The 15,451-nt window shown below is 41.4% G+C and carries 14 protein-coding genes and 3 tRNA genes; 5 read left to right on the top strand and 12 right to left on the bottom strand.

The features are described from left to right. Positions 1-76: 76 nt before the first annotated feature. From CWB60_RS18785 to CWB60_RS18795, 3 genes are all read right to left on the bottom strand, one after another. Positions 77-152: transfer RNA gene (locus tag CWB60_RS18785), tRNA-His, on the bottom strand. Between the two features lie 24 nt (positions 153-176). After that, a tRNA-Arg gene (locus tag CWB60_RS18790) sits at positions 177-253 on the bottom strand. Positions 254-307: 54 nt separating this feature from the next. After that, positions 308-384: transfer RNA gene (locus CWB60_RS18795), tRNA-Pro, on the bottom strand. Positions 385-725: 341 nt separating this feature from the next. On the opposite strand from CWB60_RS18795, the gene folD reads away from it, so the two are divergent. Further along, positions 726-1,580, top strand: a complete 855-nt coding sequence (gene folD / locus CWB60_RS18800; protein WP_029772557.1) for a bifunctional methylenetetrahydrofolate dehydrogenase/methenyltetrahydrofolate cyclohydrolase FolD — start codon at positions 726-728, stop codon at positions 1,578-1,580. Between the two features lie 72 nt (positions 1,581-1,652). Here folD and cysS read toward each other — a convergent pair whose 3' ends face one another. Beyond that, the gene (gene cysS / locus CWB60_RS18805) at positions 1,653-3,032 is read right to left on the bottom strand and encodes a cysteine--tRNA ligase (protein WP_096041402.1); all 1,380 of its coding nucleotides are present in this window, start codon (positions 3,030-3,032) and stop codon (positions 1,653-1,655) included. 412 nt (positions 3,033-3,444) lie between these two features. Here cysS and CWB60_RS18815 point away from each other — a divergent pair, with 412 nt between their 5' ends. The 3 genes from CWB60_RS18815 to CWB60_RS18825 all read left to right on the top strand — a co-directional run bounded on the left by CWB60_RS18815 (position 3,445) and on the right by CWB60_RS18825 (position 5,611). Continuing rightward, a complete protein-coding gene (locus CWB60_RS18815) occupies positions 3,445-3,936 on the top strand; it encodes a peptidylprolyl isomerase (protein ID WP_024032242.1) in 492 nt (163 codons plus the stop codon). Between the two features lie 84 nt (positions 3,937-4,020). Continuing rightward, positions 4,021-4,758, top strand: a complete 738-nt coding sequence (locus CWB60_RS18820) for a UDP-2,3-diacylglucosamine diphosphatase (protein ID WP_055253121.1) — start codon at positions 4,021-4,023, stop codon at positions 4,756-4,758. 52 nt (positions 4,759-4,810) lie between these two features. Then, positions 4,811-5,611 carry a substrate-binding periplasmic protein gene (locus CWB60_RS18825; RefSeq protein WP_004586889.1) on the top strand — a complete coding sequence of 267 codons (801 nt, stop codon included), beginning with the start codon at positions 4,811-4,813 and terminating at the stop codon, positions 5,609-5,611. A 32-nt stretch (positions 5,612-5,643) separates the two neighbouring features. On the opposite strand, the gene miaE is transcribed toward CWB60_RS18825, so the two are convergent. Beyond that, positions 5,644-6,414 carry a tRNA isopentenyl-2-thiomethyl-A-37 hydroxylase MiaE gene (gene miaE / locus CWB60_RS18830; RefSeq protein ID WP_004586888.1) on the bottom strand — a complete coding sequence of 257 codons (771 nt, stop codon included), beginning with the start codon at positions 6,412-6,414 and terminating at the stop codon, positions 5,644-5,646. Positions 6,415-6,629: 215 nt separating this feature from the next. On the opposite strand from miaE, the gene CWB60_RS18835 reads away from it, so the two are divergent. After that, a complete protein-coding gene (locus CWB60_RS18835; RefSeq protein WP_004586887.1) occupies positions 6,630-7,229 on the top strand; it encodes a Yip1 family protein in 600 nt (199 codons plus the stop codon). A gap of 99 nt (positions 7,230-7,328) precedes the next feature. Here CWB60_RS18835 and purF read toward each other — a convergent pair whose 3' ends face one another. From purF to CWB60_RS18870, 7 genes are all read right to left on the bottom strand, one after another. Then, a complete protein-coding gene (gene purF / locus CWB60_RS18840) occupies positions 7,329-8,855 on the bottom strand; it encodes an amidophosphoribosyltransferase (protein ID WP_004586886.1) in 1,527 nt (508 codons plus the stop codon). Positions 8,856-8,873: 18 nt separating this feature from the next. Beyond that, entirely contained in the window at positions 8,874-9,368 is a 495-nt protein-coding gene (locus CWB60_RS18845; protein ID WP_004586885.1) for a CvpA family protein, read from the bottom strand. A gap of 171 nt (positions 9,369-9,539) precedes the next feature. Next, entirely contained in the window at positions 9,540-10,175 is a 636-nt protein-coding gene (locus tag CWB60_RS18850; protein ID WP_029772564.1) for an SPOR domain-containing protein, read from the bottom strand. An 11-nt stretch (positions 10,176-10,186) separates the two neighbouring features. Next, complete coding sequence (gene folC, locus CWB60_RS18855) at positions 10,187-11,452, bottom strand: bifunctional tetrahydrofolate synthase/dihydrofolate synthase (RefSeq protein ID WP_024032246.1); 1,266 nt, start codon at positions 11,450-11,452, stop codon at positions 10,187-10,189. Positions 11,453-11,477: 25 nt separating this feature from the next. Next, complete coding sequence (gene accD / locus CWB60_RS18860; protein WP_024032247.1) at positions 11,478-12,353, bottom strand: acetyl-CoA carboxylase, carboxyltransferase subunit beta; 876 nt, start codon at positions 12,351-12,353, stop codon at positions 11,478-11,480. 140 nt (positions 12,354-12,493) lie between these two features. Then, on the bottom strand, positions 12,494-13,288 hold the full coding sequence (gene truA / locus CWB60_RS18865; protein ID WP_054983053.1) for a tRNA pseudouridine(38-40) synthase TruA: 795 nt from the start codon (positions 13,286-13,288) through the stop codon (positions 12,494-12,496). Between the two features lie 271 nt (positions 13,289-13,559). Further along, complete coding sequence (locus tag CWB60_RS18870; protein WP_138628016.1) at positions 13,560-15,248, bottom strand: FimV/HubP family polar landmark protein; 1,689 nt, start codon at positions 15,246-15,248, stop codon at positions 13,560-13,562. Between the last annotated feature and the right edge of the window lie 203 nt (positions 15,249-15,451).

Consider the following 15,451-nt stretch of genomic DNA (forward strand, 5'->3'; position numbering starts at 1 on the left):
ATATGAACCTGCGACCCCTTGGACCCAAACCAAGTGCGCTACCAAACTGCGCTAATCGCCGATACTCGAAGTAAATTGGGGTGACTGATGGGGCTCGAACCCACGACAACCGGAATCACAATCCGGGGCTCTACCAACTGAGCTACAATCACCACGGTATTTACTTTGTTTTCAAATGGCGCACCCGGAAGGATTCGAACCTTCGACCAACGCCTTAGAAGGGCGTTGCTCTATCCAGCTGAGCTACGGGCGCATCGAAAACTTCATAGTTTGCCTGTAAGCTATTCTATTATAAAAATAAAAGAAGTGGTCGGCGATGCAGGATTTGAACCTGCGACCCCTTGGACCCAAACCAAGTGCGCTACCAAACTGCGCTAATCGCCGATGCTTACGATTGCCTGCGAGTGACCTCGTTGACAACGGGGTGCATAATAGTGATTTGCCTGGGAGAGGTCAAACGTTTTTTGCATAAAATAAATCAATCGGTCATTTTTAGTTCATAATGGTTAAATATTGCAAAACTAAGCTGAAATTTAGACGCTTTTTTTGAAAACACCGGTTTATAACCTAAAAGCAACTTGGCGCTTCGGGCCTTTTCTGCGAAAATAGCCTGCATATTAAAAAAGCATTAATAAAATTAATTTTTTGCATACACCCCTCTTTATATGCAAATGCTTTTAAAATATAAGTATCGAAGTTTATTTAACCCCAATTAAAGGTCCCCCATGACGGCAAACATCATTGATGGTAAGGCAATCGCAAAACAAGTACGTAGTGCAGTGGCTGAGCGCGTAAGCGAACGCGTTGCAAACGGTTTACGTGCACCCGGTTTAGCAGTAGTACTGGTAGGGCTTGACCCTGCAAGCCAAGTTTACGTTGGCTCTAAGCGTAAAGCGTGTGAAGAAGTAGGATTTATTTCAAAGTCATTTGATTTACCTGCGCAAACCAGCGAAGAAGAACTACTAGCATTAATTGATGAGCTAAATAACGATGGCGAAGTAGATGGTATTTTGGTGCAACTACCGCTACCTGAAGGCCTAGATGCAGAAAAGATTTTAGAACGTATTACACCACATAAAGATGTAGACGGTTTTCACCCTTACAATATTGGCCGCTTAGCGCAACGTATGCCGGCGCTGCGCCCATGTACACCCAAAGGGATTATTACCTTATTAGATTCAACGGGCGTGCGTTACAAAGGGATGCATGCGGTAGTTGTTGGTGCCTCTAATATTGTTGGCCGTCCTATGTCGCTTGAGTTATTACTTGCCGGTTGTACTACAACGGTATGTCACAAATTTACACAAGACTTAGAAACCCATGTGCGCCGCGCAGACTTATTAGTAGTGGCCGTAGGTAAACCTGAATTTATACCTGGTGAGTGGGTAAAAGAAGGTGCGATTGTGATTGATGTAGGTATTAACCGTTTAGATACAGGCAAGTTAGTGGGCGATGTTCAGTACAGTGTTGCAGAGCAAAAAGCTGATTTTATTACTCCTGTACCGGGTGGCGTTGGCCCAATGACTGTAGCAAGTTTAATTGAAAATACCCTCGAAGCATGTGAAAAATACCACAGTTAATTTAATGCCTTAGCATTAAAAAAGGGTTGCCAACTGGCAACCCTTTTTAGTTTAAAAGCTACTTTAACGCATTTACGCTTTACGCCACGTTGTTTTACCTGCTGAGTCTTCAAGCACAACACCGAGTGCATTTAGTGCATCACGTGCTTCATCAGCAGCAGCCCAATCTTTGTTTGCGCGCGCTTCATTACGTTTTACAATCAGCGCTTCGATAGTGGCCACTTCATCATCATCTTGCCCGCCTTGCAAAAACGATTCAGGTGCTTGCTGGGCAACACCAAGTACTTCGCCTATGCTGCGTAGCACAAATGCTAACTGCCCTGCTTGCTGTGTATCGGTGTCTTTAACACGGTTTAGCTCTTTAGCCAATTCAAATAACACCGGTAACGCCTCTGGTGTATTAAAATCATCATTCATGGCTTTTCTAAATTTAGCCACGTACTCATTGTTTTCAATATCGCACGTAATTGGCTCAACACCACGAAGTGCTGTGTAAATACGTTCAAGCGATGAACGTGCTTGATCTAAATTTTCTTGCGAGTAATTTAGCTGGCTACGGTAATGCCCTGATATTAAAAAGTAACGAACTGATTCAGCGTCATATGTTTTTAATACCTCACGCACAGTAAAAAAGTTGTCTAATGATTTAGACATTTTTTCTTTATTTACTTGTACCATGCCTGTATGGATCCACGTATTTACATACTTGCCATTGTTTGCACAGCATGATTGCGCAATTTCGTTTTCGTGATGCGGAAACTGTAAATCAGAGCCGCCACCGTGAATATCAAAATGCTCACCTAAATGCTTTGAGCTCATTGCTGAACATTCTATATGCCAACCCGGACGCCCTTCTCCCCACGGAGATGACCAAGAAGGCTCGCCTGCTTTTGCTTTTTTCCACAATACAAAATCAAGCGGATCGTCTTTATCTTGTGCAACCTCTACGCGAGAGCCTGCTTGGAGCATACTTAAATCTTGTTGCGATAGTGCGCCGTACTGCTCAAACGTAGAAACATCAAAAAGCACGTCGCCGTCGTTTGCTACGTATGCATGGCCCTTTGCAATTAAGCGCTCAACCATTTCGATAATTTCATCCATATGGTTTGTAACCGTAGGTTCAATATCTGGGCGCAGCATGTTTAGGCTATCAAAGTCTTCGTGCATGGCTTGGGTCATACGCAAAGTTAGGTCATTAATTGACTCGCCATTTTCGTTTGCGCGTTTGATTATTTTGTCATCTACGTCGGTAATATTACGTACGTATTTTAAGTCGTAACCAAGGTGGCGAAGGTAGCGGACAATAACATCAAACCCGACAAATGTACGCGCATGACCGATATGACAAAAATCATAAATGGTGATACCACACACATACATGTCGATTTTGCCTTCGACCATAGGTTTAAACTGCTCTTTTTGTCGCGTGAGTGTGTTGTATATTTGTACCATTTACTTTTAGTCCTTGACTGTTTGCTGAGTTGGCTATGTTAACACTTGAAAAGCCCCCGCTCTAGCGCTTTTTATACCCAAACCACCTCAATGCGCGTGTTTAAGCTGGAATTAAAACCAATTTAGGCAAGGCCTTGATTGTATGTAATAGAGGTTCTGTTGTTAAAATTAATAACACTGTAAAAATCAGTTTTAAACCACCCTGTTTATTGCTTAATAGGCTCTTGCTCTGTGCGTGGTTATATATTGAAAAAAATACCACAACGGCAAAATACCGCCTCGATATTAACCCCCTGTAAAACGCACAAGTATATACCTTGGGCAGCTTTGGATATATTGAACAAGCACTTTGTTTATCTTAGTTAACTAAGATAAAATAGCGCGACTAATTAAACCAGATATAGGAAACCACATGGTTGTTCTACACACTAATTTTGGTGACATCACCATTAAAATGTTTGAGCAAGAAGCTCCAAACACAGTTAAAAACTTTTTAGAGTACGCAAACTCAGGTTTTTACAACGGCACTATTTTTCACCGCGTAATTGACGGCTTTATGGTGCAAGGCGGTGGATTTGTACCTGGTATGGAACAAAAAGACGTTAACGACCCAATTCAAAACGAAGCAAATAATGGCCTATCTAATAAAGTAGGTACATTAGCAATGGCGCGTACGCCTGATCCACATTCAGCAACAGCCCAATTTTTTATTAACGTTAACGACAACGACTTTTTAAACCACAGCAGCGAAACTTCGCAAGGCTGGGGTTACTGTGTATTTGCTGAAGTAGTTGAAGGCATGGACGTAGTAAATAAAATTAAAGGTGTAGCAACAGGCAGCGCTGGTTTTCACCAAGACGTACCGCTTGAAAATGTAATCATCGAAAACGTTACTGTAAGCTAAACGTTTACTCATACACTGAGTAATTAAGCGGGCATGGTACATTATGTATGCGCCCGCTTTTATTTAACCTAACTAGATGCCTCTATGACTTCTCAAACCTACTTTATTGCAGACTTACACCTAAGTGAAAACCGCCCAGATATTAGCGAGGCTTTTTATCGCTTTATAAATACACACATTATTGGTAAGCCCGTAGATGCACTGTATATTTTAGGTGATTTTTTTGAAGTATGGGTTGGGGATGACTACGTAACAGAATTGGCTAGTGAGGTTGCAAAGCATTTAAAAGCCGTTAAAGATGGCGGTACACCAGTGTACTTTATACACGGTAATCGCGATTTTATTATGCGTGAGCAATACGCTAAACGCGCAGGTATGGTATTGCTAAACGAGCAAACGGTTATAGATTTATATGGCACTCCCACTGTTATTTTGCACGGTGATGAAATGTGTACTCAAGATATTGAGTATCAAAAGTTTCGTAAAAAAAGTCGCGGTTGGTGGTGGCCTAAATTAATGTTAGCAATGCCACTATGGTACAGAAAAAAAATTGCTCGCAATGCCAGAGAAAAAAGCAAATTAAGCCAAGCCGACAAACCCATAGAAATTTTAGACGTAGTAGATGACGCCGTACTAGCGATGTTTGCCAAGTATAATGTAAGCAACATGATACACGGCCACACCCACCGCCCTAACGTACACACTTACACTGTAGGTAAGCAAACACTAACACGCACTGTGCTTGGTGATTGGTATACTCAAGGCTCATATTTAGTGGTTACTCCACAAGGTCAAAAACTCATTAATACGCCCTTCGCATAATCTCAAATCCTGACTATTATTTAAGTACTTTTTGGTAATAGGATAAGGATATATGTATAAAGCTATTTATTGTTTGGTGCTTTGTTGCATTTTTTCCAAAGGGTACGCCTCAGAAAATTGGCAGCTTGTCGCCGAAAACTCCCCACCCTATATTGGTGAGCGCTTAATTGATAACGGCTGGGTTACTGCCTTAACTAAAGCGGCCTTAGCTAATCAAAATATTAATAACGACATCGAGTTTACCAGCTGGAACAGAGCGCTGGAGCTTACCAAAATAAATAAAAAAGATGCAATTTTAGGCGCTTTTTATACAAAGTCGCGTACTGATCTTTTTTATTATTCGCGCCCACTTGCTAACGTATACGTTGGACTATTTAAGCTCAAAGACAGACAAATAAACTATGACGGCAGTATGGACTCTTTACAGCCATACAGTATTTGTAAAGGCGTTGGCTACGCAGTAAGTGAAGTTTTTTCTGAAAGTAATGGACTGGCCGTAACCTCAACTCGCGGGTTAATTAACAGTTTATATATGCTTCAAAAAGGACGAATAGACTTAGTAGCAGGCACTAAAGAAGTGGGTGAATACTGGTTAAAAAACACCGAAAAGCTTAATGAACCCGGCGCGCCACAAGTTGAATATATTTCGCCCGATTTAGAGCATCATCAACTGCATGTTATGTTTCCAAAGTCTGACCCTGATGCAAAACAAAAAAGAGACGCGCTTGAACAAGGCTTTTCTACTATTTTATACAATGGCACCGCAAAAGAGCTATTAGTAAAACATGGCTTTTCTCAAAGCACGGCGCTTGAGCTCATAGACTTTATAGAAAGAAGTAGCACACCTAACTAACCGGTGTGCTTGAAGAGCTAAATAACACTGCTTTAATTAGTAACTAGTGCAGGAGCGCCACTGTGAAATTTAAAGTCTTCATCAGGGCTAGTGATCAAATCAGCCTCAATTTTACCAAAAAAGTCGACTCGCTCAGTAATATCAAAATCAGCAATTTCTTGTGCCAGTGTTAAGTAATCTTGATAATGGCGCGCCTCAGAGCGAAGCAATGAAATATAAAAATCGCCTAAGCGTTTATCAACATGTGGAGCAAGTGCAGCAAAACGCTCACATGAGCGAGCCTCAATATAAGCACCTACAATTAGTTTATCGACTAATGCATTAGGCTCAAACGTTTTAACGTTACGTAGCATCCCTTTAGCGTAACGACACGGTGTAATACTGCGGTACTCTACTCCATACTCGTCCATTATTTCGAGCACTTGATAAAAGTGATGTAATTCTTCTTTTATTAGCATCACCATTTTATCTATTAAATCTTGCCCGTAAGGTGAGTTAGACTTTGGGATAATAGATTTTGTAAGTTTATTTTTAGCCGCTAAATCACGCCAATTACCTTCGCGTTTATAAATAAGTGTTTCAAAGGGCTTTAGCCATTCAAGTAATGCATCGCTGCTGTCTTTATCTACCGCGTACTTACGAATTAAAAACATTGCACTTTGCGCTGCTTTTAACTCACAAATTAAGTGATCGATTAAAATAATCGATAAATTTTCTTTTTTTACTGCCTCAATAACCCATTCATTTGGGGTTTCACACAATAAAAAATTATTAATAGGGGCTAAAAGTTCGCTATGTGGCACAGGGCTGCTCGTTACTTCAAATAATAAAAAGCCATTTTAACACGAAAAATAACGAAGAATAAAACGAGCTAAAACAACCTCTTTAAAATGTTAATAAGCAGTTAACTTGACTTTGTATATGAACTAAACCATAAATATAGGTACTGTATAAAAAACAAACTAACTAAAACTAAATTATAACCAACAGTAATACGTTCCTTTTATGGAGTACCGCTATGATACTGAACCACCTGTGGGGCATTTATGCCCACCCACTCGAAGAATGGCAAACAATAGATAACCGCCACGAAAGCCTGACTTATAGCCTGTCGCATATTTTACTTATTGCATTATTTCCATCGATTATGGGGTATTACTCATCGGTGTATTTAGGCTGGAGTATTGGTGCGGGCAACCCAGTATTTTTAACGCATGAAAGCGCACTGCTAATTGCCGTGGCTATGTATGGTGCGTTAATAGCCGGTGTGTTTGCACTGGCCTATTTAGCCCATTGGATGGCCGTTACATTTGGTGCTAAACCTACCTTTACACAAACGCTTGAACTTGCCGCTTATACTGCTACACCCGTGTTTATGTCGGCCTTAGCCGCTTTTTTACCTGAGCTGTGGTTTGTTGTTTGCGTAGGTATGATTGCCCTAGCCTACTCGGTGTACTTGCTTTATACAGGCGTGCCAATACTAATGCATATTCCACAAGAGCGCGGCTTTATTTATGCCAGCTCTGTTGTTACCTGCGGGCTAATTTTATTGGTAATAATTTTAGCTGTAACCGCAATACTTTGGACTAACGGCATTGTGAGTCCAATGTTTACCTAATCAACCACGTTGTTTGATATGAAGTGTTCCCTTTCTTTCCTTCGCAAAAAAGGAGCTAATTAGCTCCTTTTTTTATGTCTGATTATGTTTAATCACACATTAATCAGCTTCGTTGGCATCTTGATTGTGTATTTCAAGGCCTGATGACATGGCGTTTTCGCGGTTACTTTTAGCCGAGTCGTTACGCAATTGATCAATATGGTTTAAGTAATCTTGATCGATATCACCGGTAATGTATTGCCCATCAAATACAGAGGTTTCAAACTTAGTAATTTCTGGGTTTTCTTGGCTTACAGCGGCAATTAAATCGTTTAGCGATTGAAAAATTAAGCCATCAGCACTGATGCTTTGGTTAATGTCTTCAACTTCGCGGCCATGCGCAATAAGCTCTGCGGCAGATGGCATATCAATACCATACACATTAGGAAAACGAATTTCTGGTGCTGCTGAGGCAAAATACACATTTTTTGCTCCGGCTTCACGGGCCATTTCTACAATTTGTGCCGAGGTTGTACCGCGTACAATTGAATCATCAACCAGTAAAACGTTTTTACCTTTAAACTCACGGTCAATCGCATTTAGCTTTTGACGCACTGACTTTTTACGCATTTCTTGGCCAGGCATGATAAATGTACGACCAATATAACGGTTTTTAACAAAGCCTTGGCGGTAAGGTAAATCAAGCATACGGGCAATTTCTAACGCCACATCGCATGAGGTTTCAGGAATTGGGATAACAACATCAATGTCTTTATCGCTCCACTCACGCGCAATTTTTTCACCCAGTTTAGTACCCATGTTTACACGCGTTGCGTAAACCGACATACGATCGATGGTTGAATCAGGGCGAGCAAAATAAACAAACTCAAAAATACACGGCGCATAAGAGGCTTTTTCAGCACAACTTTGTGAATGAAATTGGCCATCTTCAGTTACGTAAATCGCTTCACCTGGTGCAACGTCACGCACAAATTCAAAGCCGTCTGGCTTTAATGCTACGCTTTCTGAGGCAAACATGTACTCAGTGCCTTTAGGGGTTTCACGCTTACCAAATACCAAAGGACGGATACCATTAGGGTCACGAAATGCTAAAACACCGTGGCCAATAATCATCGCAATAGCGGCGTAGCCACCGGTTACTTTGTTGTTTACTTCGGTCACTGCAGTGAAGATGTCTTCAGCGTCTAAATGTAATTTGTCAGACTTACTTAGCTCATGTGCCATGATATTAAGTAGTATTTCTGAGTCAGACGTTGTATTAACGTGACGACGCGCTTCTGAGAACAGTTGCTGCTTTAGAGTTTCAGCATTGGTTAAATTACCATTGTGCGCAAGCGCAATACCAAATGGTGAATTAACGTAAAACGGCTGCGCTTCAGATGAACTTGACGAGCCAGCAGTAGGGTAACGTACGTGGCCAATACCAATTGTGCCTTGTAGTCGTTTCATATGGCGGGTGTGAAACACATCCTTTACTAGGCCATTTGCTTTGCGCAAGCTAAACGTATTGTTTTCAATGGTAATGATGCCCGCGGCATCTTGACCTCGGTGCTGCAAAACAGTTAAGCCATCATAAATCGCCTGATTAACAGGAGATGTTCCGACTATCCCAACGATACCACACATGTAATTTATCCTCGCCGATTAACGGTTTACTGAATTTAAAAAGCTCGAGTTGTTTTCTAGGTACGAAAAGAACCATTCAACAACAAAGCCAAATTCTGGAATCAAAATAGAATTGCCCCACCAGTGCGTGTTTGGTGCACCAGTAAAAGCATCAAGAAAGAAGAGTAACGCGCTCACGACCAACACGCCTCGTAACGCACCAAAAACAATGCCGAAGACACGATCGGTGCCAGATAAACCAGTACGTTGTACAAGCTCACCTAAAATGTAGTTTAGTAAACCGCCTAACAGTAGCGTCGCAAAGAAGAGTATGGCAATGGCCGCCGCATTTCTTAAAAGGGGTTCAGAAATACTTGTTAGGAAGGAAGCTAAATATTGGTAAAACAAACTAGAGATGATAAAAGCGCAAGCCCATACTGCTAATGACATAGCTTCTTTAACAAAGCCGCGTATTAAACCGATGATGGTAGACAGTGCAATGATGCCAAGAATGGCGTAATCAACCCAGATCATATTAACCAATTAGTCGCTATTTTGGGGCGCATTCTATACCCAAACCTCGTTAATATGCAAGTTAAAGCGGGAGATAACCAGCAACTAGCACGTACAAAAACTTATCACTTTAACGGCTATTTTTAGCCCTTAAATACAAAAAAAGCCTTACTATAGTAAGGCCTTTTAAAATCAATTAGAGACACTGTATTGGGTGACTTTACCGTTTAACTTGGTAAGCGCTTTAAGCTCGGGTAACTTTTTGGTCAGCTCCCCCTTATCAAGCGAGGGCCCAACAAACACTTTAGTCAATGTGCCGTTTGGCGTTTTAATTGGTTTTGTAAACGTTTTAAAGCCTTTCGCTTTAAGCTTAGCTTGTAAGGCCTTAACATTAGCCGCATGGGAAAAACTACCTAGCTGAATTACATAGGCCATATCAGTGAGGTTTTCTTCACTTTTACGTGGTGCAATAGGTTTTGCTTTTACCGGCTCTGGCGCTTTCGCTACAGGCTCTGGCGCAGTTTGAGGCTCTATGCTTGCTTCGACTATTTCAGGCTCTGCTGCGTATTGGCTTTGTTTGCTTGTTAGCACATCGTCATCGGCAGCTATGTCTTCAATTTGCTCTTGTTTTAAAGGCTCAGCCTGCGCTACTTTTTCATCTATAGACTCTTGAAGGTCAATAGTTTTAAACTCAGAGCGTTCAGGGATAGCTTTAAAGCCCTCTTTGTAGTGGACCTTTTCGCCATCGAGTATATTAGGAATAAACACAATTGCTGCGATCACCACAATACTGGTTCCGACTAAACGATTTATAAAACCTGAGTTCACCGACTTTCTCTCTATTTTTTAAAGTAGTTTATAGCATCTGCAACAGTAAAAAATGACCCAAACACAATTAAAAGCGTATCACTTTGCTGTGTAGGCATAATTACATTAAGTGCTTCGTGCACACTATTATAGCGTTCATGCGTGCCTGTATGAGGTATAGTTTGCAACGCCGCGGCCATATTTTCAACGTTATCGCCACGAGGTATATGCAAGCTAGTAAGAGACCAGTGATCAATTACATGGCTTACCTCTTTAAGTACACCCGCTTTATCTTTATCAGCAAGCATAGCGACTAATGCATGAATTTTAAAGCCTTTATCTTTATAGCTTGCAAGCTTTAGTGCTAAATAACGAGCAGATTCGGGGTTGTGAGCTACATCGGTAAACACTAAAGGTGCAGTGCTTAATTGCTCAAAGCGCCCCTCAACAACTAAGTTAGCTAAACAATGCTTAATTACCTCATCACTTGGCAATAAATTTAGCACAGCTAGGGTTGTTAAGGCCGTTGCTGCATTTTGTGCAGGGATAGCTGGCTTATCTAACAGCAAATTATAATTTTTATATTGCCATGTAAAATGCGCTTCGTGCTCTTTGAATATAAAATCAGTACCGGATATAACCATGCCTGCTTTAATCTCAGCACCGTAATCGGTCATTGTATGTGGTATGTTTAAATCACCAATAATAGCCGGCGTGTTTTGACGAAATATACCTGCTTTATCATAAGCAACTAACTCTCGTGTATCGCCTAGGTATTCTTTATGATCTAAATCTATGGTGGTGATCACGCTTGCATAAGGTGTAACAATATTGGTGGCATCAAAGCGCCCGCCCAAACCAACCTCAAGCAGCACATAATCAACCTCAAAGCGTTTAAAAATAGCCAGCGCACCTAGGGTGCCATATTCGAAATACGTAAGCGCCGTGCTAGCGCGACCTTGCTCTAGCGTGTTAAAGGCATCCACATGGTATTGATCATCAAGCTCTTGGCCATTTATGCGCACACGCTCGTTGTATCTAATTAAATGAGGAGAGGCATACGTACCTACGCTGTAACCTTGCGCAAGTAATAGCGATTCTAAACAGCGTGCAGTTGTGCCTTTGCCGTTTGTGCCGCCAATAAGAATAATTTTGCTGGAAGTGTTTAATAAGCCAATGTTATTTGCAACAGTAGCAACGCGTTCGAGTCCCATTTCAATATTTGCAGGGTGAACACTCTCTAAATAACAAAGCCAATCATCAAGGCTTGATGATTGGCTAGGAATTGTATTTGTCATAGCGTGTAATCAGTAAAGCTGAAATTTACGCTACTCTATGCTCTTGTTCGGTAGAAGGCAAGTTCATAAATTTAGCAAGTACGCGTGCTAATGTGTCGCGCATTTCACGACGGTCAATAATCATATCAATTGCACCGTGCTCTAATAAGAACTCACTGCGTTGAAAACCTTCTGGCAAGGTTTCACGCACTGTTTGCTCAATTACGCGCGGACCCGCAAAGCCAATTAAAGCTTTTGGCTCAGCTACGTTAATATCACCTAACATCGCTAATGATGCAGATACACCACCCATGGTTGGGTCGGTCATTACTGATATAAACGGCAGGCCTTTTTCGCTCATTTTAGCAAGCGCAGCGCTGGTTTTAGCCATTTGCATAAGCGACATAAGTGCTTCTTGCATACGTGCACCACCTGAGGCAGAAAAACACACTAATGGCATATTGTGCTCTAAACATTGGTCTACGGCATCAACAAAACGTGCGCCTACAACCGAAGCCATTGAACCACCCATAAATGAGAATTCAAAAGCAACCGCGGCAACAGGAATACCTTTTAAGCGGCCCTTCATTGCTACTAACGCGTCTTTTTCGCCACTTGATTTTTGGGCTGCGCTAATACGGTCTGAGTATTTTTTAGAGTCTTTAAACTTTAATACATCTTTAGGCTCGTGCTCAGTGCCAAGCTCCGTGCGGTCACCTTCATCTAAAAAGTGCTCTAAACGTTTACGGCCGCTCACACGCATGTGATGGTCGCATTTAGGACATACGTTTAACGATTTTTCTAGTTCAGCTTTATATAAAATTGAATCGCAAGCTGTACATTTAGCCCAAACGCCTTCTGGAATTTCTTTACGACCTGACGACTTAGTCGTTTTAGGTAAGATTTTTTCTAACCAACTCATTTGCAACTCTCTTAATGCTGTTCTGTGTCGCGAGTCTGCTAATAAGTAGCAGACAGATTTTTTCAATTAAAACATGAATTACACAAACACGGTATAAAAAACTGGTCTTAGTAGTTAGATAAACGCTTATAAATTCAACACTAACATTCCGAGTCAGGTAAAAATAATGGCCCTAGTGGGGTTTTAGGAATATTAAAGTGTTCTGGGTAATCTACATCTACTAAATAAAGACCCGCGGCTTTTGCTGTGGCACTGGCTTTAGCACGCTCTTTTAAATCTAATAGCTCTTTTAACCATACAGGTTGGTGCTTGTGTAGGCCTATATCCATTAAACAGCCGGTAATATTACGCACCATATGGTGTAAAAAAGCGTTCGCTTTAATATCAATAATAACGTAATCGCCCTGGCGTTGTACCGATAAATGATGAATAGTTCTGTTTGCTGTATTAGCTTGGCAATGCAGCGCTCTAAAAGAGGTAAAGTCGTGCTCGCCAATTAAGTACTGACACGCCTCTTGCATTTTTGTTTCATCAAGTGGGTGATGAAAGTGCGTAACGCCTTCATTCATAACTGCGCCTCTATAAGCGTAATTATAAATAACATAACGATAACGACGCGCTGTTGCGCTAAAGCGTGCATGAAAGTCTTCACTAACAGGTTGAGCAAAACGAATCGCTATATCTTTAGGGAGTAACGTGTTCATTCCCATAGTAAATGCAACCATCTCACGGGGAGCATGGGTTTCAAAGTGTACAACTTGACCAGTGCCATGCACACCTGCATCTGTGCGGCCCGCACACACTATTTCAACCGGATGATTACAAATGCTCGACAACGCTTTTTCTACTTCTTGTTGTACGCTATTTACATGAGACTGACGTTGCCAACCACTGTAACGTGCGCCGTTGTATTCAACTCCAAGTGCTACTCTCATAATTACTGCTTTACCTACTGTGCTAATGAACGGGGCATTTTATGCTATCTCGCGGTGCAATAAAAGTAACCTCGTCTATTTATAGTTATTCGCAAAATTAAGTAATTTATTTTACCCCAATAAAACACAGCGATAAGTTAGTGAACTTTTAACGTCCTGGGTTTAATAAACGTCTAAAACTAATTAAGTGCTTTTTATAGGTTAGAGTTATTCGTACCTATAAAAAAACCGCATTAACAAAGCTAATGCGGTTTTTATAATCATGAATGCTCTAGTTAAGTTTAGCTTTTAAACTTTGCGCTTCTTCTTGTACATCTTCAGGGCCACTTTCAATAACATCTTCAATCACTTTAAGGGCTGAGTCAAAGTCGTCAATTTCAATGTATGCTCGTGCCAAATCAAGCTTGGCAGAATAACCACCGCTTTCTAAGTCAACATCTGTTGGGTTATCGCCTGCAAGTAACGAATCAAAGTCACTTAACCCTACGTCCATATTAACCTCGTCATAGGGTTCATGCTCAAGTACTGAGTCATCGCTTTGTTCAAGTAGCGCGTCAATATCAACAAAATCATCGGTTGTAGCCTGCTGATCATTTTGCGAAGGCTCTTCTTGCACCGCTTTCGCTTCAACTTCAGTGTCTAAGTCTTCGTTTAATAGGCTATCAAAGTCGACATCAAATTCGCTGCTATCTTCTAAATTTAACTCATCCGGTTCACCTAACTCACTAAGCAACGCATCAAAATCGGTTTGCGTTAAGTCAGCCATAAACTCATCGTCTAGCTGCTCGTCGGGTATAACGTCTTCATTAGTTTGATCATCAGCAGCCTGTGTTAGCTCGGCTTCTAATTGCGAATTTGTTATTTCATCTTCAACGTCTTCTGAAAGTGCTTGTTCTAAAATTGCATCGTCAAAATCAGGCTGTTCCTGCGCACTATCCGTTGTTTTCGCCTCACCTAGAGGTTCCTCTTGCGGTAAAGGCGCATCAAGCTCATCATCAATCAGCGGCTCGTCATCTAGGTCGGCTTCTAATGCATCAATACCAGTGTTACCAGCAAGTGCATTTGCTAAGTCTTGCTCAGCTTGGCTTGGCGCCATACCGCTTGCTTGCCCATCAAGTTCATCACCTTGTAACTCTTGCGGACTATATGATTGCTGATCATCTAAATCAATTTCGTCATCGTTATCAAGCTCTAACTCAGGGTACTCGTCAAGTTCTTCACTTGGAGTTACTTGCTCATCTAATAATGCATTGAGCTCGTCGTCTAGCTCATCAACGCTTTGCAATAAATCATCATCGAAAACCCCTTCGTCTCCATCCGTATTTTCAGATAAATCTAGCTGGCTTTCATCATCAGTTAATTCATCTAGTGATGACGGCACTTGAGCGTGGTTATCATCTGCACCTATATCATCGGTATGCTTCGGCTCAAGCTCTGGCTCTGAAAAATCGTTATCAATGAGTAACTCATCATCAAAGTCGTCTTCTAAGCTATCTAATTCACTGCCTGAAAGTGCGTTTGCTAAGTCTTGTTCAGCTTGGCTTGGCTGCATGCCTGTTGCATCACCATCAAGCTCATCTCCCAATAACTCATCAGGAAGATATTGCTGTTGCTCTGTTACATCTAACGTCTCGGGCTTATCATCTGAAAAGTCTATATCATCACTAAGCGTATCATTTATAGCATCATTTTCAGGTTGAGTATCTAAAAGCGGACTCGCTGGTGTTTCTTGTGAATCAAGCGGATCGTCACCTAAATCAACCTCTACCTCTTCAATGTCATCATCAAGATCATCTAACGCCCAATCAGGGTTTTCAACATAGTCTTCGTCTGTAGCCTGCTGTAGCTCGTTGAGTAATTCATCAACACTTTTTAGGGTATCGTCAGTGTACTCTTCCTGTGCATCTTCTGGGTCGAGTAACGTTTCTGAACTATCTGTAAAGTCAGTGTTTTCAAGCAAGTCAGCATTAAGCTCTGGTTCCTCGCGAAGCTCTGGCTCATCTGCAAGTTCTGGCTCACCTTCAAGCTCTGGTTCTTCTTCGAGCTCAGGCTCTTCTACAAGCTCGGGTTCTTCTTCAAGCTCAGGCTCTTCTACAAGATCAGGCTCTTAAAAAAGATCATACTACTATTAATGATAAGAATGATAGATATCATAATGCTATT

It is taken from the genome of Pseudoalteromonas sp. S327, assembly GCF_005886415.1.
Lineage (GTDB): Bacteria > Pseudomonadota > Gammaproteobacteria > Enterobacterales > Alteromonadaceae > Pseudoalteromonas > Pseudoalteromonas atlantica.

Excerpts from the sequence above, each read along its gene's own strand:
- CWB60_RS18815 (WP_024032242.1), top strand. The coding sequence starts at position 3,445 with ATGGTTGTTCTACACACTAATTTTGGTGACATCACCATTAAAATGTTT.
- folC (WP_024032246.1), bottom strand. The coding sequence starts at position 11,452 with ATGACAAATACAATTCCTAGCCAATCATCAAGCCTTGATGATTGGCTT.
- CWB60_RS18835 (WP_004586887.1), top strand. The coding sequence starts at position 6,630 with ATGATACTGAACCACCTGTGGGGCATTTATGCCCACCCACTCGAAGAA.
- accD (WP_024032247.1), bottom strand. The coding sequence starts at position 12,353 with ATGAGTTGGTTAGAAAAAATCTTACCTAAAACGACTAAGTCGTCAGGT.
- folD (WP_029772557.1), top strand. The coding sequence starts at position 726 with ATGACGGCAAACATCATTGATGGTAAGGCAATCGCAAAACAAGTACGT.
- CWB60_RS18845 (WP_004586885.1), bottom strand. The coding sequence starts at position 9,368 with ATGATCTGGGTTGATTACGCCATTCTTGGCATCATTGCACTGTCTACC.
- CWB60_RS18820 (WP_055253121.1), top strand. The coding sequence starts at position 4,021 with ATGACTTCTCAAACCTACTTTATTGCAGACTTACACCTAAGTGAAAAC.
- truA (WP_054983053.1), bottom strand. The coding sequence starts at position 13,288 with ATGAGAGTAGCACTTGGAGTTGAATACAACGGCGCACGTTACAGTGGT.
- cysS (WP_096041402.1), bottom strand. The coding sequence starts at position 3,032 with ATGGTACAAATATACAACACACTCACGCGACAAAAAGAGCAGTTTAAA.
- purF (WP_004586886.1), bottom strand. The coding sequence starts at position 8,855 with ATGTGTGGTATCGTTGGGATAGTCGGAACATCTCCTGTTAATCAGGCG.
- CWB60_RS18825 (WP_004586889.1), top strand. The coding sequence starts at position 4,811 with ATGTATAAAGCTATTTATTGTTTGGTGCTTTGTTGCATTTTTTCCAAA.